General features: G+C 62.3%; 16 protein-coding genes. 5 read left to right on the top strand and 11 right to left on the bottom strand.

The features are described from left to right. The 7 genes from ltrA to AD663_RS09085 form a co-directional block, all read right to left on the bottom strand. Nucleotides 1–858: group II intron reverse transcriptase/maturase (gene ltrA, locus AD663_RS09115; RefSeq protein WP_083455119.1), on the bottom strand; the 858-nt coding region annotated here is incomplete at its 3' end. Nucleotides 859–1,362: 504 nt separating this feature from the next. Continuing rightward, nucleotides 1,363–1,992, bottom strand: coding sequence for an isochorismate family cysteine hydrolase YcaC (gene ycaC / locus AD663_RS09110; protein WP_003180024.1), 630 nt, complete (start codon nucleotides 1,990–1,992; stop codon nucleotides 1,363–1,365). Between the two features lie 146 nt (nucleotides 1,993–2,138). Then, on the bottom strand, nucleotides 2,139–3,977 hold the full coding sequence (locus tag AD663_RS09105) for an amidohydrolase (protein ID WP_003180022.1): 1,839 nt from the start codon (nucleotides 3,975–3,977) through the stop codon (nucleotides 2,139–2,141). Nucleotides 3,978–4,106: 129 nt separating this feature from the next. Next, on the bottom strand, nucleotides 4,107–4,733 hold the full coding sequence (locus AD663_RS09100; protein ID WP_003180020.1) for an antibiotic biosynthesis monooxygenase: 627 nt from the start codon (nucleotides 4,731–4,733) through the stop codon (nucleotides 4,107–4,109). After that, nucleotides 4,726–5,136, bottom strand: coding sequence for a DoxX family protein (locus tag AD663_RS09095; RefSeq protein WP_003180019.1), 411 nt, complete (start codon nucleotides 5,134–5,136; stop codon nucleotides 4,726–4,728). The genes AD663_RS09100 and AD663_RS09095 overlap by 8 nt, the downstream gene beginning before the upstream one ends. Then, nucleotides 5,133–6,080 (bottom strand): LysR family transcriptional regulator, encoded by a 948-nt coding sequence (locus AD663_RS09090; protein ID WP_003180017.1) that lies wholly within the window; start codon nucleotides 6,078–6,080, stop codon nucleotides 5,133–5,135. Before AD663_RS09090 ends, AD663_RS09095 begins: the two co-directional genes overlap by 4 nt. Before the next feature lie 44 nt (nucleotides 6,081–6,124). Then, nucleotides 6,125–6,946, bottom strand: a complete 822-nt coding sequence (locus AD663_RS09085; protein ID WP_003180015.1) for an alpha/beta fold hydrolase — start codon at nucleotides 6,944–6,946, stop codon at nucleotides 6,125–6,127. A 234-nt stretch (nucleotides 6,947–7,180) separates the two neighbouring features. Here AD663_RS09085 and AD663_RS09080 point away from each other — a divergent pair, with 234 nt between their 5' ends. Beyond that, the gene (locus tag AD663_RS09080; protein ID WP_053213585.1) at nucleotides 7,181–9,985 is read left to right on the top strand and encodes a winged helix-turn-helix domain-containing protein; all 2,805 of its coding nucleotides are present in this window, start codon (nucleotides 7,181–7,183) and stop codon (nucleotides 9,983–9,985) included. On the opposite strand, the gene AD663_RS09075 is transcribed toward AD663_RS09080, so the two are convergent. Beyond that, a complete protein-coding gene (locus AD663_RS09075) occupies nucleotides 9,932–11,413 on the bottom strand; it encodes a winged helix-turn-helix domain-containing protein (protein WP_003180011.1) in 1,482 nt (493 codons plus the stop codon). The genes AD663_RS09080 and AD663_RS09075 overlap by 54 nt on opposite strands. 185 nt (nucleotides 11,414–11,598) lie before the next feature. Beyond that, nucleotides 11,599–12,549, bottom strand: coding sequence for a GlxA family transcriptional regulator (locus tag AD663_RS09070; RefSeq protein ID WP_003180009.1), 951 nt, complete (start codon nucleotides 12,547–12,549; stop codon nucleotides 11,599–11,601). Nucleotides 12,550–12,877: 328 nt separating this feature from the next. Between AD663_RS09070 and AD663_RS09065 the strand changes: the two genes are divergently transcribed. After that, complete coding sequence (locus AD663_RS09065) at nucleotides 12,878–13,600, top strand: pirin family protein (protein WP_003180007.1); 723 nt, start codon at nucleotides 12,878–12,880, stop codon at nucleotides 13,598–13,600. Between the two features lie 39 nt (nucleotides 13,601–13,639). On the opposite strand, the gene AD663_RS09060 is transcribed toward AD663_RS09065, so the two are convergent. Then, nucleotides 13,640–14,515, bottom strand: a complete 876-nt coding sequence (locus AD663_RS09060) for a LysR family transcriptional regulator (protein WP_003180006.1) — start codon at nucleotides 14,513–14,515, stop codon at nucleotides 13,640–13,642. Nucleotides 14,516–14,626: 111 nt separating this feature from the next. Between AD663_RS09060 and AD663_RS09055 the strand changes: the two genes are divergently transcribed. Both AD663_RS09055 and AD663_RS09050 read left to right on the top strand, forming a co-directional pair. Next, complete coding sequence (locus tag AD663_RS09055; protein WP_053213584.1) at nucleotides 14,627–15,823, top strand: YbfB/YjiJ family MFS transporter; 1,197 nt, start codon at nucleotides 14,627–14,629, stop codon at nucleotides 15,821–15,823. 200 nt (nucleotides 15,824–16,023) lie between these two features. Beyond that, nucleotides 16,024–16,437, top strand: a complete 414-nt coding sequence (locus AD663_RS09050) for a hypothetical protein (RefSeq protein WP_003180001.1) — start codon at nucleotides 16,024–16,026, stop codon at nucleotides 16,435–16,437. A 69-nt stretch (nucleotides 16,438–16,506) separates the two neighbouring features. On the opposite strand, the gene AD663_RS09045 is transcribed toward AD663_RS09050, so the two are convergent. Then, nucleotides 16,507–17,550 carry a GlxA family transcriptional regulator gene (locus AD663_RS09045; protein ID WP_003179998.1) on the bottom strand — a complete coding sequence of 348 codons (1,044 nt, stop codon included), beginning with the start codon at nucleotides 17,548–17,550 and terminating at the stop codon, nucleotides 16,507–16,509. 249 nt (nucleotides 17,551–17,799) lie between these two features. On the opposite strand from AD663_RS09045, the gene AD663_RS09040 reads away from it, so the two are divergent. Further along, on the top strand, nucleotides 17,800–19,743 hold the full coding sequence (locus AD663_RS09040) for a methyl-accepting chemotaxis protein (RefSeq protein ID WP_003179996.1): 1,944 nt from the start codon (nucleotides 17,800–17,802) through the stop codon (nucleotides 19,741–19,743). The last annotated feature ends 53 nt before the right edge of the window (nucleotides 19,744–19,796 follow it).

Here is a 19,796-nt window from a genome sequence, read left to right as displayed (position 1 = left end):
GCGACCAAATGCACTCGCTACCGCACTCTTGCTCTCGTTGACGCTCAAGTTCAGCTTTTCATACAAGCGCTTTAGCAAAGCCATCACCCGCTGCCCGGCCCTGCGGCTGCGAACATACACATTCGCATCATCTGCATAGCGCACGAAGCAATGGCCCCGGCGTTCAAGCTCCCGATCCACTTCGTCCAGCAGCACATTTGCCAGCAACGGCGACAGCGGGCCGCCTTGCGGCGCCCCGCAGCGGCTTTTCTCGATCACGCCATTGATCAGCGTTCCTGCATCCAGATAAGCCCGGATCAGCCGGATAGCCGCCCGATCCGCAATCCGTTTGCTTAAACGATCAATCAAAATATCGTGGTCGACCCGATCGAAGAACTTCTCCAGATCAACATCCACCACCACTTTGCGTCCTGAAGACACATAGCGCTGAGCCGCTAAGACGGCCTCCTGCGCACTGCGCCCCGGGCGAAAGCCGTAGCTGTGTTCACTGAAAGTTGGATCGAGCAGTGGCTGCAAAACTTGCAGCAGTGCTTGTTGGATCAGCCGGTCAGTGACCGTTGGAATGCCCAACTCGCGTTCGCCGCCGTCAGGTTTGGGAATTACCACACGCTTTACCGGACTGGGCCGGTAGGCTCCTGAAATAAGCTGTTCACAAATCGTCGGCCATTGGCTCAGCAAATGCTTGGCAGTCTGTTCAATGTCCAAACCATCCACACCTGCTGCACCTTTGTTGGCCTTGACCCGTTTCCATGCCCGCTTCAGGTTTTCTCTCGCAAAGGCCCGATCCAGCAGCCCTTGCCCTGCGTTGTCGGATTCATCTTGCGGGCGATTGACCTCGTCGCTGACGGGGCTTCTCACGGCTTCACCGCTCGCGTCCTCACATCCGCCCCGCGTTTGGCAGGCATCTGACTTCCGGTTTCTCGCATCAACATGGTCTATAACACTTTCTCTCGTTCGGCCCTTCGTCAAAAAAAAGACTACTACGGCCTCTGCTGACTTCTCGCTCCGGCTCGCGCCGTCGCCCTTTCAGGCACAAGGCGAGATCTCCCCAGGTAAGAACGCAATCCTTCCCCGCACAACCGCCGGATTTACGCAGCCTGATCTTTGACCACAAGAGCTTCGCGATTTATCGCTCGCTCGCCCTGATCGGCTTCGCCTTGTATCCGGTTCTTGTCCATCGGCTCGCGGTTTCGATTCACGCTTCCTCCCCACACTCGGTCGCCCTCATGCAGTTGCGCTTCACTTCGTTCGCTGTGGTCAGCTTACGGCGGGACTTTCACCCACAAGATTGCGCCCATGCTGGGCGCACGATACAAAGATGCCCGCACATTGGCGGGCATCGGTGTCATCCAGCAGAGCAGCTTACTTGGCCGTCAGCGCCGAGTAGCTGTTCATCAGGTTGCGGTAGTTCGGAATGCGCTGGGACAGCAGGTTGCCCAGGCCTTCGATGTCGTTGCGCCAGTCGCGGTGCAGCTCACAGGCCACCGAGAACCAGTTCATCATTTGCGCGCCAGCGGCAGTCATGCGCACCCAGGCGGCCTGTTGCACGGTTTCGTTGAAGGTACCCGAGGCGTCGGTGACGACGAACACGTCGAAACCTTCAGCCAGCGCCGACAGGGTCGGGAACGCCACGCAGACGTCAGTCACCACGCCAGCGATGATCAGTTGCTTACGGCCGGTGGCCTTGATTGCCTTGACGAAATCTTCGTTGTCCCAGGCATTGATCTGGCCTGGACGCGGGATGTACGGCGCATCCGGGAACATTTCCTTGAGTTCCGGCACGATCGGGCCGTTGGGGCCTTTTTCGAAACTGGTGGTCAGGATGGTCGGCAGGCCAAAGAACTTGGCCAGGTCGGCCAAGGCCAACACGTTGTTTTTGAACTCGTTCGGCGAGAAGTCCTGGACCAGGGAAATCAGGCCGGTCTGGTGATCGACCAGCAGGACCACTGCATCGTCTTTGTTCAAGCGGTTGTAGGCGGGAACGTTGCTCATGGGATGACTCCTTGGGATGGATATTACAAAACCCCTGTGGGAGCGGGCTTGCTCGCGAAAGCGGTGTGTCAGTTGACAAAAATGCTGAATGTCAGTGCGCATTCACGGGCGAGCCCGCTCCACAGGGGATAGGTGTTTGTGCTCAGTTAGAAGGCAAAGCAGGAGCAGCCAAACGCGCCCCAGAAGCCTTGGAAATCACTGACCGGAACGTTCGACAGCCGCGCTCGTTCATGGCTGTGGGAGTGAACGGTGCAAGGGCCGCTGCACTGGTGGACCTGCGCCTGCAACGGCGAAGTCGGGCGCCAGTGGCCTGGGACCTTGACCACCGGCGACCAGTCCGGCAGCACCGGAACGCTGGCAGGGCCAAGTTTTTCGAAGTCGCCAGCGGCATAGACCACCTTGCCGTCAACCACGGTCAGCACCGATTCGATCCACTTGATGGCTTCTTCCTCGACGCTGAAGAAATCCGCGCTCAGGGCCGCCAGGTCCGCCAATTGGCCGACCTTGATCTGGCCTTTCTTGCCTTGCTCGGAGGAGAACCAGGCGCTGCCATGGGTGAACAGTTCCAGTGCGGTCAGGCGTGGCAGGCCCTCTTCGTGCAGCGAGAGGCCACCAACGGTGCGGCCACTGACCATCCAATACAGCGAAGTCCAAGGGTTATAGCTGGACACGCGGGTGGCATCGGTGCCTGCGCCCACCGGCACGCCTTCGGCCAGCATGCGTTTGATCGGCGGCGTGGCTTCGGCGGCCTTGGCGCCGTAGCGGTCGACGAAATATTCACCTTGGAAGGCCATGCGGTCCTGGATCGCAATACCACCGCCCAGGGCCCGCACGCGTTCAATGTTTTTCGGCGTGATGGTCTCGGCATGGTCGAAGAACCACGGCAGGCCATTGAACGGGATGTCGCGGTTGACCTTCTCGAACACATCAAGCATGCGGCTGATGGATTCGTCATAGGTGGCGTGCAGGCGGAACGGCCAGCGTTGCTCTACCAAATGGCGAACCACCGGTTCCAGGTCCTGCTCCATGCCCGGCGGCAGGTCTGGACGCGGCTCGAGGAAGTCTTCGAAATCCGCCGCCGAGAACACCAGCATTTCACCCGCACCGTTGTGCCGCAGGAAATCATCGCCCTGGTGCAACTTGACGCTGCCGGTCCAGTTCTTGAAGTCGCTGAGTTCTTCCTTCGGCTTCTGGGTGAACAGGTTGTAGGCGATGCGCACCGTCAACTGCTGCTCGCGGGCCAATTGCTCGATGACCGCGTAATCGTCCGGGTAATTCTGGAAGCCGCCGCCGGCATCGATGGCGCTGGTCAGGCCCAGGCGATTGAGTTCACGCATGAACTGGCGGGTGGAGTTGACCTGGTATTCCAGGGGCAGCTTCGGCCCCTTGGCCAGCGTCGAGTAAAGGATCATCGCGTTGGGTCGCGCCACCAGCATGCCGGTAGGTTCGCCCTTGCTGTCGCGCACGATCTCGCCGCCTGGTGGGTTCGGTGTGTCGCGGGTGTAACCGGCTACGCGCAGCGCGGCGCGGTTGAGCAAGGCGCGGTCATACAGGTGCAACACGAACACCGGGGTGTCGGGAGCGGCCTGGTTGAGTTCTTCCAGGGTCGGCATGCGCTTTTCGGCGAACTGGAATTCGTTCCAGCCGCCCACTACGCGCACCCATTGCGGCGTCGGCGTGCGGTCGGCCTGGTCCTTGAGCATGCGCAAGGCATCGGCCAAGGACGGCACGCCTTCCCAACGCAGCTCCAGGTTGTAGTTCAAGCCGCCGCGAATCAGGTGCAGGTGCGAGTCGTTGAGCCCGGGAATGACGGTGCGGCCCTTGAGGTCGATGACCTGGGTGCCGCTGCCGCGCAAGGCCATGGCTTCGGCGTCGGTGCCCACGGCAACGAATTTGCCCTGGCTGATGGCGACGGCGCTGGCCCGGGGATTTTCCCGGTCAACGGTGTGGAATTGGCCATTGAATAGAATCAGATCGGCGTTCATCGGGGTTACCTTTGACGTTGGATGTGCAGATGAATCAATGAGCGGTGGCATTTGAAGGGCTCGCTTCGCGAACCCACGGGGATAAATCCCCTCACCACAACAGTGCTTGTCATGACGGCTCGGTAATGCTTAGGGCTCCAGATGTTCATGGGCCTTGGAATTTTCCATCCAAGGGGCGAACAGACGGGTCGCCAGGGGCATGCACACGTACACCACCGAAAGCACGATGGTCAGCGTGATGAGGAACGTCGCCACCACGTAGTTGGAAAGAAACCCGTTGAGTTGCAGCAACGGCCCCCAGATCAGCGGCACCAACAAGGTGTGCGGCAGGATGACAAAGAGGGTCACCACCGACTGCTTCCAGCGCGGCGGTGGCGTGGCTGCATCGGCCAGCGGGGTGAACCAGAACTCCTTGAGCGGCGCGACTTCGGTCTGGTCGCCGTCAGCCAGCAGCGGCGCGGCCTCTTCGATCAGTTCGCGGCGCTCGGGGGAATCCAGCCAGCGTTGCATGGCCTCGGTGGAGCAGAAGCGCAGCACGCAGGTGAACAGCGACAGACCGCCCTGCTTGCCCCGGACCACATCCACGCCCAGATGCCCGGGCCATTGGCCGGCCACACCGACGATGCGACGCAACCAGGCTTCATAAGCCGCGTCCTGCCCGGCCTTGACCCGGTGCTTGACCACCAGGGTGACGATTTCGTCGGGGCCAGGCTTTGCCGGGCGCACAGTGGATTCGAGGGTTTGGGATTCAGACATGGCGAAGCACTCCAACAAAACGCGTGTTCAGTGCCAGGCCCCCAGGGCCGGCAATGAAGACGCTGGTAAATATGATCAGCAGCAACCAGCCGAACTGCCCCTCTTCCAAGCTCCACTGCGGGTGCACGACCAGCAGGGCAACGGCCAGCAGAAACAGGATCGGCAGGCACGCCAGGCGTACCAGCACGCCGGCCATGATCAGCAGCGGGCAGAGCACCTCGGCGAAAATCGCCAGGATCAGCGTAGGCGCGGCGCCAAGGTGAAACGGGTCTTCGATGCGAGTCAGCTCGACGCTGTAGTTGAGCAGCTTGGGCAAGCCATGGACCCACAGCAGAAACAGCGCGCCGCTCATGCGCAGGAACAGCAAGCCCAGGTCCTGCATGCGGCGTTCATCGGTATTCATCGGTGAGCTCCGATTGGGTCCGCCGAGGCGGCTGCCGGCAGCGGTTGGGACATATGGTCGGCAATGCGCGAGCGCAGCCAGCGCTCGGCCGGGTCGTTGTCATGCACGCCGCTCCAGACCATCGACAACTCGGCCGCATTGATCTCGAATGGCGGATCCTCGGCCCGCAGCGCACAGCCCTCCACCAGCGCGCAGGCGGCGTAGTCGGGCACGGTGGCAATCAGCTCAGTGCCGGCCAGCAAGGCCCGCAGCCCGCTGAATTGCGGCACCGCCAGCACCACTTTGCGGGTTTGGCCGATGCGCGCCAGGTCCAGGTCGATGTTGCCGCTCAGGTCGCCCGAAAACGAAACCATGGCGTGGGGCCGCGAGCAGTATTCGTCCAGGGTCAGCGGCCCCGGGCGCTTGTCGCCACGCAGGACCTTGCAAGGGATGTCCCGCAGCTTCTTGCGCTTGGCATTGGCCGGCAGGTCGGTGGTGTAACTGACGCCGACGCTGATTTCACCGCTGGCCAGCAGCGATGACATCAGCAGGAAATTGGCCCGGCGCACCACCACGATGATGCCCGGCGCTTCTTCGCGCAGCTGGGTCAGCAGCGGTGGAAACAGGCCGAATTCGGCATCGTCGGACAGACCGATGCGAAACACGTCGCAACTGGTGGACGGATCGAACGCCTTGGCGCGGCTGACCGCGCCGGAGATCGTGTCCATTGCCGGTTGCAGCTCTTGCAGGATCGCCATGGCTCGCGGGGTCGGTTCCATCCCGCGGCCGTGGCGTATCAACAACGGATCATCGAACAGATCGCGCAAGCGTCCCAGCGCCGCGCTCACCGCCGGCTGGCCCATGAAGAGCTTTTCGGCGACACGGGTCAGGTTTTTCTCGAACATCAGCGCCTCGAAAATCACCAGCAGGTTCATGTCGAGGCGGCGCAGGTCGTTGCGGTTCATGGATGCTATTCCTGTTAATGCCGAACCTGTGGGAGCGAACTTGCTCAGCCCTGGATGAACGCCAGCAGGTCGGTGTTCAACCGGTCCTTGTGGGTATCGGTCAGGCCGTGAGGCGCGCCCGGATAGATCAGCAGTTGCGAGTTCTTCAACAGCTTGGCGGCTGCAATGCCGGCGGTTTCGATGGGGACCACCTGGTCGTCATCGCCATGGACCACCAGGGTCGGCACGTCGATGTTGCGCAGGTCCTCGGAAAGATCGGTCTCCGAAAAGGCCTTGATGCAGTCATAGGTGTTCTTGTGGCCGGCGAGCATGCCCTGCATCCAGAACCAGTCGATCATGCCCTGGGAGACCTTGGCACCCGGTCGGTTGGCGCCAAAGAACGCGCTGGCCACATCTTTATATAGCTGAGAACGGTCGGCCAGGGAGGCTTGGCGGAAACCGTCGAACACTTCGATGGGCAAGCCGCCTGGGTTGGACGCGGTCCGGACCATCAGCGGCGTGACCGCCGAAATCAAGCCGAGCTTGGCGACGCGGGCCGCGCCGTGGCGGCCAATGTAGCGCGCCACTTCGCCACCGCCGGTGGAAAAGCCCAGCAACACCGCGTCCTTGAGATCCAATCGCTCGATCAGCTCGGCGAGGTCATCGGCGTAGGTGTCCATGTCATTGCCATCCCACGGCTGGCTGGAGCGCCCGTGTCCACGGCGATCATGGGCGATGACCCGGTAACCCTTGGATGCGAGGAACAGCATCTGCGCCTCCCAACTGTCCGAGTTCAACGGCCAGCCGTGGCTGAAAACCACCGGTTGACCCGTGCCCCAATCCTTGTAGTAGATCTCGGTGCCGTCGCGGGTGGTGAAGGTGCTCATGACATGACTCCTTGAGATGGGTGGATGAGTTGATGGTCTGGCCGCGGGAGGCATTTGCGTGAGTTAAACGTTGTTAATTTTTTCGGGACGGGAGTGTTAAAACTTCGCTTTTGTGGCGAGGTTCTGTACCCGCAAGACAGGCTGCGCAAGGCATTCGCCGTTGCGCTTGAGGCCAATCCTGAGGAATATGCTCGGGTAAAGCCCTGCATCAGGACCAGGAAGATTGAAAGCGACATGAGCCAATACGTCAGCGTGCCCGTCGAACAGACGGTGCATTTCGGCCCATACCGGGTCCATCCGCGCCAGCGCCTGGTGCTGGAGGCCGGGCAACCGCTGCGCCTGGGCCGGCGCGCGGTGGAGATTCTGCTGGTGCTGCTGGAGCACGCCGGTGAGGTGGTAAGCAAGCAACAGCTGATCGCCCGGGTCTGGCCCAAAAGCGTGGTGGAAGACACCAACCTGCGGGTACACGTCGCGGCGTTGCGCAAGGCCCTCGGCGATGGCCAGGCCGGGCAACGCTACATCGTCACCGTGGCGCAACGCGGCTACAGCTTTGTCGCGCCGGTGTCGTCGGGGCCCGTCGAACAGTTGATGCACATCCCTCATCCGTCATTGGCGCGCAACCTGCCGTTGCGGCGCACCCGAATCATCGGGCGCCAAGGGCTGGTGGAAAACCTGGTCGCGCAACTGCCGCGCAAGCGCCTGGTCACCCTGGTCGGCACCGGGGGTATCGGCAAGACCACGGTCGCCCTGCGAGTTGCCGAACGACTGATCGGGCACTACCGCGACGGTACTTACCTGCTGGACCTGGCATCGCTCAACGACCCGGCGATGATCGTTCCCAACCTGTGCGCCCTGCTGGAGCTGCCCCTGCACGACGGTCATCCGCTGGACACCATTGCCCGCCAGCTCAAGGAGCGGCATCTGTTGCTGGTGGTGGACAATTGCGAGCACCTGATCGATGCCGTCGCCCAGCTCTGCGAAACCTTGCTGCGCGGCGCACCTCACTTGCACATCCTCGCGACCAGCCGTGAAAGCCTGCGGGCCGAGGGCGAACACGTGCAGCGCCTGGATTCCCTGGCGTTTCCACCCCGAGGAACCTGCATCGAGGGCTACCCTGCCCTGCAGTACCCCGCGTTGCAGCTCTTCGCCGAACGGGCGATGGCCTGCCACGACGGTTTCGAATTGACTGATCAGGAAGTCCCGTTGGTGGTCGACATCTGCCAGCGTCTGGACGGCATTCCCCTGGCGATCGAATTGGCTGCCGGGCAGATCGGCCTCTTCGGGCTGCAAGCGCTTCACCGGCAACTGCAAGACAACGTTGCCCTGCTCCACAACGACACTGACGCGGCGCCACGCCAGCAGACGCTGCACGCCACGCTGGATTGGAGCTTCGCGCTGCTGACCCCTTGCGAGCAGACCTGCCTGCGGCGGCTGGCGGTGTTCATGGGCAGTTTCAATCTGGCAGCGGCCGCGGCGGTGATCGTCGGGCAGCAGGTCGCCCCCGACCAGGTGCTGGTGTCGGTCAGCCAGTTGGTGGCCAAGTCACTGCTCAATGTGGAAATCGGCGACGAGGAGGTGCGCTATCACCTGCTGGACACCACCCGCCGTTATGCCCTGGAAAAACTGGCCGAAGCCGGGGAATTGGCGGTCAGCCAGGAACGCCACGCCGAGCGTTGCCTGACCCTTATGGAGCAGGCGGAAAAAGACTGGGAAAACACCCCGACGCGCCTGTGGATCGCCCGCTATGCGGCCTATCGCGACGACATCCGCGCAGCACTGGATCGGGGATTGGGCCCGCAGGGCTCCCACGCGGTGGCGATCCGCCTGACCGCCCGCACCTTGCCCCTCTGGCAGGAGCTATCGTTGCTCAAGGAGCACGGCCTTTATGTGAACAAGGCCCTGGCCTTGTTGCGGGCCAGCCCCGCTCCGTGCCCAAGGTTGACCCTCGCCCTTGAACTGGCCCACGCCAGTTTCAACTACCACACCGAGGGCGGCACGCCGGCGACCGTCCGCGCCTTCGTCACGGCCCGGCAGTTGGCCCGACAATGCCAGGATTTGGCCGGCGAACTGCGCGCGGTGTCCGGGCAGATGACTGTCAATCTCAGTTGCGGCAACTATCGACGAGCCCTGGAACAAAGCCTCGATTTCGACCGGCTGGGGCTGCATGGCGAGCCGGTCCCGTCGTTGAGCTCCCAACGCCTGCGCGTGCTGGCATTGCACTTCACCGGTGATCAACGTGCCGCCCGACACGATGCCGAACAGGTGGTCCAGCGTTTGGCCCAGAGCGGTCATCTCAGCCGTTTTACCCACGGTTTCGGCGTGCAATACGACCAGAGCGTGGCGGCGCTGACCGTCCTGGCGCGCATCCTGTGGCTGCAAGGCTTTGCCGAGAAGGCACGGCGCACCGCCAACCTGGCGTTGCAGATTGCCCTGCAGATCAACCACGGCATCTCGATCTGCTATACCCTGGCGATTACCGGTTGCGTGATCGCTTTCTACAACGGCGATCATTCGACCGCCCGGGAAAGACTCGAACTGTTGAAGCAGCAGGCCAGCAAGCATTCAGTCATGCTGTTTCGCGACTGGGCCTGCCATTACGATTGCATGTTCGACGGCCACGTCCCGACAACGAGCCCGACACATGGGCTGATCCAGGACATTCTCGTCACGCTGCGCGCCGATCTGGTCAGCCCGGCGCAAATCGAGCGCGCCCATAGCGGCGCCGCAGGCTGGTGCTCGGCGGAGATCCTGCGGGCCAGCGCCGAAACCTTGCTGGCACGCAACGACCCGGCCTTGGAGGGGCAAGCCGAAGAGCACCTGCGGGCAGCCCTGGCCGTGGCGCGACAGCATGGCGCCCTGGCCTGGGAACTGCGCAGTGCCCTGTCCCTGGCCCGACTCTGGCAGCGTCAGGGCCAGCACCACGCCGCGCGGGAGCTGCTCGGGCCGGTCTATCGGCGCTTCAGCGAAGGTTTCGACACCCCCGACCTAGTGGAAGCCGACGCGCTGCTCAAGACGCTGGCCTGCCGGCTGGAGCCTTGACCGGCGCAAGCCCCATGCCTGCTGCAACACATAACGGCGGTGGTACACATGCCACTCCCCCTTGCGCCTCAGCTTTTCTGTGGCATAGGCGCGGGTGGTGTGGAGCAATCGGTACCGAAGCCCCTCGGCACATGGCTCGCCCATCAACAGCGAAAGGCTCGACAACCGCATCAGCAGGCCAGGCAATTGCTCGACCCTCAGCTGCGCACAACTGATGACTGCCAGTGCCGCCTTCAGGGTGAACGGCTCTTCGAACACCGCCAAGCGCAAGAATACGGTCTGTTCGTCGGCACTCAAGCGCTCGAAACTGGCGTCCAGCACGGCTTCAAGACTTCGATGACGGGCCACTGCCGTACGCCGCCCATGGCTGAGGACTGACAACCCATAGTCCAATTGCTCCAGAACGCCGGCCACCCCCAAGGCGTCGACCTGAGCCGCCGCCAGCTCCAGCGCCAGCGGTAAGCCGTCCAGGCGCTGACAGATGCGCGCGAGGTTCAACACGTCGCGGCCATTCGGGGCAAAACCCTGTTGCCGGGCGCCGACCAGCTCGATCAACAACCGCACCGCCGGGCATGCCAATAGCAGGTGCTGGGGTTCAAGGGCCGAGGCCACGGCCAGTCCCGGCAGTTGCACAATCTGTTCGCCAGGCAAGTCCAGGGGTTCGCGGCTACTGAACAACAGCGACACGCCAGGCGCCGTCGTCGCCAGTTCCCGGGCCAGTTCCCGGCAGGCCGGCAGCCAGTGTTCGCAGCCATCGAGCACCAACAACAACCGGGCGCTCGCCAGCTGCGCACATAAAGGCCCCGGCGCCAGGCCCAGCGCAGTGGCGATCTGCACCGACACCTGAGCCGGCTCGCGGATGCTGGCCAGGTCAACGAACCAGGCGCCATTGTCAAAGTGTTCCAGCAGCAGTTCCGCCACCCGCAGCACCACGGTGGTCTTGCCGACCCCGCCCGGGCCGGTCACGGTGGTCAACGATTGGCGGGGCACCTGGGCGAGTAACCGCCCCAGGACGAGGTCGCGTCCGACTACCGGGCTCAGGCGCGCGGGCAGGTTGTGCCGCTCGGCCAGCAGGGGCACCGATTGTCGGGGATTCCCTGGCGCCATCGCCAGGCAATAGCCTTGTCCGGGATGATTGAGGATGTAGCGGGCGCCGTCCCGACCGTCGCCAAACGCCCGCCGTAGCGCCGCGATGTGCACGCGCAGGTTGATGTCTTCCACCACGCTGTCGGGCCAGACGCAGGCAATGAGCGCCTGTTTGCTGACAAAGTGACCGGCGTGCTCCACCAGCACCTGGAGAATATCCAGGGCCCGACCGCCCAGAGCCAGGGGTTCACCGTCGCGGGTCACCAGGCGCCGCTGCCGGTAAAAGGCAAACGGACCAAAGCATACCGCCGGCTCGCTATCGGGTTTGATGAGACTGTTCATGGGGCAATCCAGCGCTAAATAACCGATCCTGGCATCAACGTTGCGGATCACCGAACGTGTCTGCCCTGGCTCCTGCGCATCCTTTCCAGAGGGTTCGCCGTTATCTTGGCAGGCGCAGGCGTCAGAACAATGCTGGCACAGGGAGCATCACGGACATCACGGTGCCCTGGACGGACAACAAAGGCTCAGCTGAACTGCTGGCGATACTGCACCGGGGTCAGGCCAAGCTTTTCACTGAAGAGGAAACGCATGTGCCGCACACTGCCGAAGCCACTGCGAAACGCCACGGTCTTGAGGGGCAGATCGGTGGTTTCCAGCAACTGGCGAGCCCGGTCGATACGCGCGCCTTGCAGGAACTCCATGGGCGTCATTGCCACTTCGCGGGCGAAGACCCGGGCGAAATGCCGCGAACTCATGGCGGCCAAGGCGGCCATGCGCTCAATGGTGAACGGTTCTTCCAGGTGCTCCATGACATAGTGCTGCACCCGGGTAATCGCCGATTCTTGGGACGCTACGGCCGCCACCAGAGGGCTGAACTGCGCCTGCCCGCCCTGGCGTCTCATCACCACCAGCAACACCTTGGCGACATCCAGCGCCACCAGGCGGCCATAGTCTTGGGCAACGATAGACAGCGCCAGGTCGATACCGGCCGTGACGCCGCCGGAGGTGATGAGGCGCCGGTCCTGCAGGTAGATCTTGTCGGTTTCCACCCGGGCCTTGGGAAAACGCTTTATCAGGCGTTCTGTGTAGTGCCAGTGGGTGGTGACGCGGTAACCGTCGAGCAGGCCCGCCTCGCCGAGTACAAAGGCTCCGGTGCAGATGGAACCGTAGCGCGTGGCCCGTTGCGCTGCGGCCCGCAGCCAAGTGTGCAGCCCGGGATGGCGATCGTTGTAGGCCCCTGGCCCGCCCGGCACCAGCAACACGTCATAGGCCGCCCACGCCTGATCGATATGGATATCGGCCTGTACCGTTACGCCGTTGGAGGCACGCAATGGCCCGCGCTCGGTCCCCAGGGTCAGCAACTGGTAACGCTGGTCCGGCTCGAGATAACGGTTGGCGATGGAAAACACCTCGAGCGGCCCGGCCATGTCGAGCAGCAGGAAATCGGGGAACAGCACCATTGCAACGGTTTTCATCGGGTACGACGCCAGAAATCAGGGGAACTAAAGGCAACAGATGATCCCCTGTGGGAGCGGGCTTGCTCGCGAAGGGGGCCACATTCTACATCGTAGGGAATGTTGCACCGCTTTCGCGAGCAAGCCCGCTCCCACAGTCTCATCGGCAAACTGACCACTGGCATTATGGCGAAGCGAAGCGACTGTCGGTAGGCGTCGATGATTGTCCACTTATAGCGGACAGTATTACGCTTTATACCTACTTATTGCTTCCACGGATAACCATTAATCTTCTTCTGAACCCGGCGAACGGCGCCAGCCGCCGCCCACAGACATCAGGAGAACCATCATGCTGACTCTTCGCAAAGCTTCGGACCGCGGCATCGCTCGCCATGGCTGGCTGACCTCGTTCCACACCTTTTCTTTCGCCAGCTACCGCGACCTCAATGAACAGGGCTTCTCCGACCTGCTGGTGATCAACGATGACCGGGTCGCCGCCTGCAAAGGTTTTGGCCAACACCCGCACCGGGACATGGAGATCTTTTCCTATGTGCTCGAAGGTGCGCTGGAGCACAAGGACACCCTGGGGACAGGCTCGGTAATCCGCCCCGGCGATGTCCAGTTGATGAGCGCCGGCAGCGGCGTGGCCCACAGCGAGTTCAACCATAGCGCGGACGAGCGGGTGCACTTCCTGCAAATCTGGATCGTGCCCAACGTCAGTGGCGCCGAGCCCCGCTATCAACAGGAGCATTTCAGCCGCGAACAAAAACGCGGTCGCCTGCAACTGATCATCTCGCCAGATGGCGCCGATGGCTCGCTCCAGGTGCGCCAGGATGCTCGGGTCTATGCCGGACTGTTCGACGGCAAGGAGAGCGCCACCCTGACGCTGGCAGCCGATCGTTATGCCTATGTGCATGTGGCACGAGGCGCCGTCGAGCTCAATGGCGTGCAGCTTCAGGAAGGCGACGGCGTGCGGGTGCGCCAGGAGCAGGCCCTGACACTGAGCAACGGCCGCGATGCCGAGGTGCTGGTGTTTGACCTGCGGCCACAGGAATTGCCGCAAATGCCATGACGTTGACATCCTGCGAGGGCAGGCTCGCTCCCGCAGGATTCACTCATTCTCACGGGCAAATATCCCGACAATTTCATCGATCACCGCCCGCACCCGCGCGGTGTGACGCAAGTCCCCATGGGTGACCAGCCACACCTCATAGGGCAGCGGGCGCGTGCGCTCCGGCCACAACCGCACCAACCCATCGCGCTCGCCCATATACACGGGGATCTCCCCGACACCGATGCCTGCGGCAATTGAACGACGCACCAGCAGGCTGGAGCTCAGGCTCGCGACGATCCGCCCTCGGCTGACCGGTTCCGAGACCAGGGTAAAGTCCTTGCTCCCTTGAAAGTACGGCTGATAGACCACCAGGTCATGACCTTCGAACGCGCTGCCAGGCGGCGGGGCGCCATGGGCGTCGATGTACGCCTGGGACGCGAACAACCCCACCGGCCAACGCGCGATGCGCCGGGCGATCAGGTCGGGGTTGTCCGGCCGGGTATTGCGCACGGCAATGTCCGCTTCGCGCTTGACCAGGCTGAGGATCTGCGTGGAGGCATCCAGTTGCACCCGCACATCGGGGTGTCGCGCATGCAGGCTGGCGATGGCCGGAATCAGGAAATCGATGGCCAGGGAATCAGTGGTGGCGACACGCACGTTGCCGATCAACCGATCATCCAGTCCCTGGATCCGCCGTTCCAGCTCCAGCGCCGAATGCTCCATCTTCTCTACCGCCTGGAGCGCCGCTTCGCCCACCGCCGTCAACGCGTAACCGTCAGGAGTGCGCAGGAACAACGCAGCGTCCAATGATTTCTCCAGCGCCGTGATACGCCGCCCGACGGTGGCCTGGTCCACGCCAAGCACCCGTGCGGCACCGCGCAAGGTCGATTCGCGGCAAACCGCAAGAAACACCCGCGCATCATCCCAATTCATCTGGCCTCCGAACGATGCAGAATTGCATCGCCATGTCGCAAAATCGCTGCATTAGTGCGGCAACGATAGCCGATAAGCTGAACGCCATAAACCTTTCACAGGATCGCTATCGTGACCTCCACCTGCGCTGAGCTCGAATCCCCGCCTTCGGGCATCTGGCTACCTATCTTCGCCGGCCTCTGCGCCAGCTTCGTCAGCATCGGCTTGGCGCGCTTCGCTTATACGCCGTTGATCCCTGAGCTGATCGAGGCGCATTGGTTCGCGGCCAATGACGTGGTTTACCTGGGGGCGGCGAATCTGGTCGGCTATCTGATCGGCGCCCTGCTCGGCCGGCCTATGGCCCATCGCCTGAGCCGCAAGAATGCCTTGCGGCTGATGATGCTCGCCGTCACGGCCGCCTTCTTTGCCTGTGCCTTTCCCTTGTCGGTGAGCTGGTATTTCGCCTGGCGACTGCTGTCGGGAATCGCCGGCGGCGCGATCATGGTGCTGGTGGCGTCGACCGTGTTGCCCCATGTACCGGCGGCGCGTAAAGGACTGGCCAGTGGGGCGATTTTCCTTGGTATCGGCCTTGGTATCGCCGGGTCCGGCACGATTGTGCCGCCGCTCTTGAGCCTGGGCCTGCAAGCCACCTGGCTGGGGCTCGGTGCCCTGGCATTGGTGCTGACCGGGCTGAGCTGGTTCGGCTGGCCCCAGGATCTGCCCCCGGTGGCATCCAGCGCGACCGACCCCGACGAGACTACGCCTGCCGCCGTCTACCGGTTATTCGCCCAATATGCGTTCATGGCCGCCGGGCTCGTGCCGGCGATGGTGTTCCTGGTGGACTATGTAGCCCGTGGCCTCGGTGCCGGTGCGCACGTCGGGGCGCTGGTCTGGGTCATGTACGGCCTTGGCGCGATTATCGGGCCGGTGAGCCATGGCTTCTTGGCCGACCATCTCGGCGCGCGCAGGAGCATTCGCCTGGTATTGGCCGTGCAGGCGATTGCCCTCGGCCTGCTGGCGATCTCCCATACGTTCCTGGCGTTGGCGTTGCTGGCGGTGATCATCGGTTCGTTTCCACCGGGCATCGTGCCCCTGGCCCTGGCCCGCATGCATGAACTGGTGCCTGACGCTCATCGCCAACAGGTCGCCTGGAGCCGGGCCACCGTTTCGTTCGCGACATTCCAGGCGCTTGCCGGATTCGCCTATTCGGCGCTGTTCAATGCCAGCGGCGGCCATCATGCGGCGCTGTTCCTGATTGCCGCCGGCGCGATAGCGTTTGCCTTGGTGCTTGACCTCATGCCTGGGCTGAAAAAACGTCGATATTCCTGATCTGGCCAGCGCATCCCCAATTGGGATGCGCTCATTTGTTGCTATCGGACAGACCGATCTATAAAGTTCCCCAAATGACCAGAATCCTGACCAATGGCGTTTTTTGCGACCTAACGCAATTGATCTGAAGTGCAAGTGAAGGCAAAATATTAGCACTTTGCCATCACCCTCTCTGACTTGCTTATTTCATGGAAGAAAGCATGAAAACCATTATTTCTTTGGCGTTATTGTCCGTTGCCTGCGCGGCGACTGCGGACGTTCAAAAAATCAACTACCTCTACGACGATTCGGACGCCAAGTATTCCATCGTCTCGTTTATCGACAGCGGCACCGTCATCCAGGCCACCGTACAGCGATCAGGTGTCTACTTCACCAACTATACGAAGCTGGAACTCGACTGCGCCAGCCAGAACGTACGTCACATGGGCATGTACAGCAGCCTCGCGGCGCTGGAAAAAGCTCAATTCGATCAGATGGAGGGCCGAATCATCGACGGCTCGATAGCCGCCGAAGTGGGTAAGGTGCTGTGCACTGGCACGACCATGACCGCATCCCAGACCGCCTCGAAAGTCGAAGCACAGCCCGCCGAGATCCAAGACGGCGACAACACCTGACCTGATCGCGCACGAGCTTGATCCCGCAGCGCCAGGCGGCATCGCCGTCGTCCAAGCCCTGGCAACGGGTTACAGAGGAGCCTGCTTGCGGGCGAACTTGGTCCGATAACTGCCCGGTGGAACCCCGAAAAAATCCCGGAAACGTCGTTGGAAGTGTGGCGAGCTGACGAAGCCCGTCGCCACGGCGATTTCGGTTACGGAGCGATTGGTCTGCTGGATGAGCTGGCGGGCACGGGTCAGGCGCAACTCCAGGTAATAACGGGTGGGTGTCGCCCCGAGAAAACTGCAGAATCGTCGTTCCAGCTGTCGCTTGGAGATCTTGACGCAGGCAGCCAGCTCATCGACGGTCAACGGCTCCTCGATGTTTTGCCACATCAGTTCCAGCGCCAGCTTGAGGCTTTCCGGCAGTGTCGGGTCTGTCTCGACGAAGACCGGCGGCAAATCCGTCGCGTCATCGCCGGACTCGTCACAGCGCAGAATTTCCTCGATGGCTCCCACCAGCGCCGCTCCCCCGGTCTGGCGAATCAACTGCAACATCATGCGCAGCGAACTGTTGGCACCCGCACAGCTGACTCGGCCCCGGTCCAGGACATAGGCGCGGTTGGAAACCTTCACGAGGGGGAAGACCTCCGCCATCATGGCGCGACTTTCCGGGTGAACAGCGCATTCGAAGCCATCGAGCAGATTGGCATCGGCGATAAAGAACACCCCGTTCCACAGCCCGCCCATTATCGCTCCCGACGCAGCATTGACCCGCAGTTTGCGCCGCAACAAGGCGTGGCCTTGCAACTTCACGCGAAAGCCCCCGGCGACGATCAGCACATCCAGGTCTTCCGGCATCTGTGCCAACTCGATGTCGGTGGAGATGACAATGCCCAGGTCACTGGTCACCTGCCCTCCCGAAACCCCCACGGTCAGCACCTCGTAGAGAGGCATGTCGCCCATCAGGTTGGCGGTCACCAGCGCATCCACCGCACCGGTAAAGGACATCATCGAGAAATTGTCCATCAATACAAACGCAACGCGGGTGGGCGCCTGGCTGGCAGCGGGCGATCCAACGGGGCGATAAGCCATGTTCTTGTTTTTGAGTACGCTTTCGAATGCGCTTGGCATGGGGCCTCGTTGACACACAAAAGATGATCCGGACCTGCATCGGCGCCATCTTCCAGATAAGCGACATTGCCTGCAATCGCTTCGCTGTGACCAGGTCGCTCCTGGGTAACCGGCTGCCGCTCAAGTCCATACGACCTTGGTCGATACGCTATAGGTAGGCATGGGCGCGTTCCCTTTACCCAACACGTAACGCTCACCGCTGATGTTTCCGCCGTTCCAACACTTAAAAAAATATCCGCGGGAGAAGTCATGAATATCAAACAGAAGCTGACATGGGCGTTCGCGGCCATCGCCTGCCTTCCGGTCGTCCTGGTGGCGGTGCTGGTTGTCTTGAACCTGCGCGACGCCGCGAAAACCAACTTCCTGGACAGCAGCGGCCGCGAGATTCGCCAGATCGACAATGGCATGAAGCAGTTCTTCGACGGCATCAGCCAGAACGTCGAGTTTTTCGCCAAGGATCCACGGATCGTCGCAGCCAAGGACCTGAAAAACTATTCCGGTGCAGACGCGGCACAGATCCCCTTGCCCGAGAACAACAAACAGCTCCTGGAAATCTTCGACAGATTCGCCAAGAGCCACCCGACTACCGCCTACCTTTCCGTGGGCCTGGCGGATGGTGGCTACGCCAGTTGGCCGGATGATCCGAAGATCTCCAACTACGATCCACGCGTGCGCCCCTGGTACAAGGCCGCTATCGCCGCCCCGGGCACTAACGTGCGCACCGACGCCTATTATTGGGCGCCGGATGATGTTTCCTTGATTGGTATCGTCCATACGGTCTCCGACGCCGCCGGCAAACTGGTGGGCGTCGTTGGCCTGGACGTGTCGCTCAAGCAACTCACCGAACTGGTCAAGAACATCAAGCTGGGCGACAGCGGCTATCTGATGCTGGTGGAAGCCAACGGCAACGTCCTGGTAGACGCCGCCGATGCCAAGCACAACTTCAAGCCGCTGGCCGACCTGGGCCCCAACTATGCCGAGCTGGCCAAAAGCAGCGATGGCGTGACCCAGATCGAAATCGACGGTGTGCCCTACATGGCCAACGTGGTCAGCTCCAAAGGCCTGGGCTGGCGCTTCATCGGCCTGATCAAGCGTGACGAAGTGATGGCCGAGGCGTCGAGCCTGACGTGGCTGATCGCGGTCATTGCCGCCGCCCTCGCCGTGGTCTTCGCCATCGTCGGTGCGAGTTTCGCCAGCGTGATCGTCCGGCCGATTCGCGGCGTTGCCAACGGCCTGCAGGAGATCGCCGAAGGTGAAGGTGACCTCACCCGCAAACTCACGGTGCAGGGCAAGGACGAAACAGCAACCCTGGCCAGCTGGTTCAACCAATTCCTGGGCATGATCGCGCAACTGGTGCAGCGCATCGGCAGCGCCTCTTCCGACCTGCAAAATGCTGCGGCGGACACCAGCGAAGTCGCCCAGAACATGAACGAAGCCGCCGGGCGCCAGCGCCAGGCCGTGGAGTTGGTGAGCACCGCTTTCAACGAAATGGTCGCCACCGCCAACGAAGTGGCCCGTTCCTGCAGCCAGGCCGCCACCAGTGCCGACGAGGGCTACCGCGACGTGCACACCGGCCAGCAGCACATCGGGGAAGCCACTGGCAGCGTGTTGAAACTGAGCGACGACCTGCAAAAGTCCACCCAAACCATGCAGGCGCTCGAACAGGACAGCAAGAACATCAACACCATCCTCGACACCATCCGCTCGATTGCCGAACAGACCAACCTGCTCGCCCTCAACGCCGCCATCGAAGCCGCGCGCGCCGGTGACCAGGGTCGTGGGTTTGCCGTGGTAGCCGACGAAGTGCGCGCCCTGGCACGGCGTACCGCCGACTCCACTGGCGAGATCGATAGCCTGCTCGGCAACCTCGCGCGGCGCACCCAGGAAGTCACGCTGCAGATGCAAGGCAGCCTGCAGGTGTCGCAAACCAGCGTCGAGCGCATCCAACAAGCCCGGGACAGTTTCGACAAGATCCGCCATTCGGTGGACTCGATTCGCGACCAGAACACCCAGATCGCCACGGCCGCCGAGGAGCAGCACCAGGTGGCCGAAGACATCAACCGGCACATCGCGCAGATTCATGCCGATGCGCAGCTGGTCGAGGAATTTGCTCACTCGGCGCAGACCGGTTCGGGGCGTTTGACGGATATTTCCGGGCAACTCAAGGGGTTGGTGGGGCGCTTCAAGTTCTAAGCTGTAGCCCGTGCGTGGGCCAGGGATGGCTCTTGCACCGAACAACATAAGCG

Origin of the sequence: Pseudomonas sp. Q12-87 (genome assembly GCF_001269755.1) — a bacterium.
Classification (GTDB): Bacteria; Pseudomonadota; Gammaproteobacteria; order Pseudomonadales; family Pseudomonadaceae; genus Aquipseudomonas; species Aquipseudomonas fluorescens_S.
This window is presented reverse-complemented; position numbering and strand designations above follow the sequence as displayed.

Bases quoted from the DNA above. Each gene is read 5' to 3' on its own strand.
- ycaC (WP_003180024.1), bottom strand. From the start codon at position 1,992: ATGAGCAACGTTCCCGCCTACAACCGCTTGAACAAAGACGATGCAGTG.
- AD663_RS09105 (WP_003180022.1), bottom strand. From the start codon at position 3,977: ATGAACGCCGATCTGATTCTATTCAATGGCCAATTCCACACCGTTGAC.
- AD663_RS09100 (WP_003180020.1), bottom strand. From the start codon at position 4,733: ATGTCTGAATCCCAAACCCTCGAATCCACTGTGCGCCCGGCAAAGCCT.
- AD663_RS09095 (WP_003180019.1), bottom strand. From the start codon at position 5,136: ATGAATACCGATGAACGCCGCATGCAGGACCTGGGCTTGCTGTTCCTG.
- AD663_RS09090 (WP_003180017.1), bottom strand. From the start codon at position 6,080: ATGAACCGCAACGACCTGCGCCGCCTCGACATGAACCTGCTGGTGATT.
- AD663_RS09085 (WP_003180015.1), bottom strand. From the start codon at position 6,946: ATGAGCACCTTCACCACCCGCGACGGCACCGAGATCTACTACAAGGAT.
- AD663_RS09080 (WP_053213585.1), top strand. From the start codon at position 7,181: ATGAGCCAATACGTCAGCGTGCCCGTCGAACAGACGGTGCATTTCGGC.
- AD663_RS09075 (WP_003180011.1), bottom strand. From the start codon at position 11,413: ATGAACAGTCTCATCAAACCCGATAGCGAGCCGGCGGTATGCTTTGGT.
- AD663_RS09070 (WP_003180009.1), bottom strand. From the start codon at position 12,549: ATGAAAACCGTTGCAATGGTGCTGTTCCCCGATTTCCTGCTGCTCGAC.
- AD663_RS09065 (WP_003180007.1), top strand. From the start codon at position 12,878: ATGCTGACTCTTCGCAAAGCTTCGGACCGCGGCATCGCTCGCCATGGC.
- AD663_RS09060 (WP_003180006.1), bottom strand. From the start codon at position 14,515: ATGAATTGGGATGATGCGCGGGTGTTTCTTGCGGTTTGCCGCGAATCG.
- AD663_RS09050 (WP_003180001.1), top strand. From the start codon at position 16,024: ATGAAAACCATTATTTCTTTGGCGTTATTGTCCGTTGCCTGCGCGGCG.
- AD663_RS09045 (WP_003179998.1), bottom strand. From the start codon at position 17,550: ATGCCAAGCGCATTCGAAAGCGTACTCAAAAACAAGAACATGGCTTAT.
- AD663_RS09040 (WP_003179996.1), top strand. From the start codon at position 17,800: ATGAATATCAAACAGAAGCTGACATGGGCGTTCGCGGCCATCGCCTGC.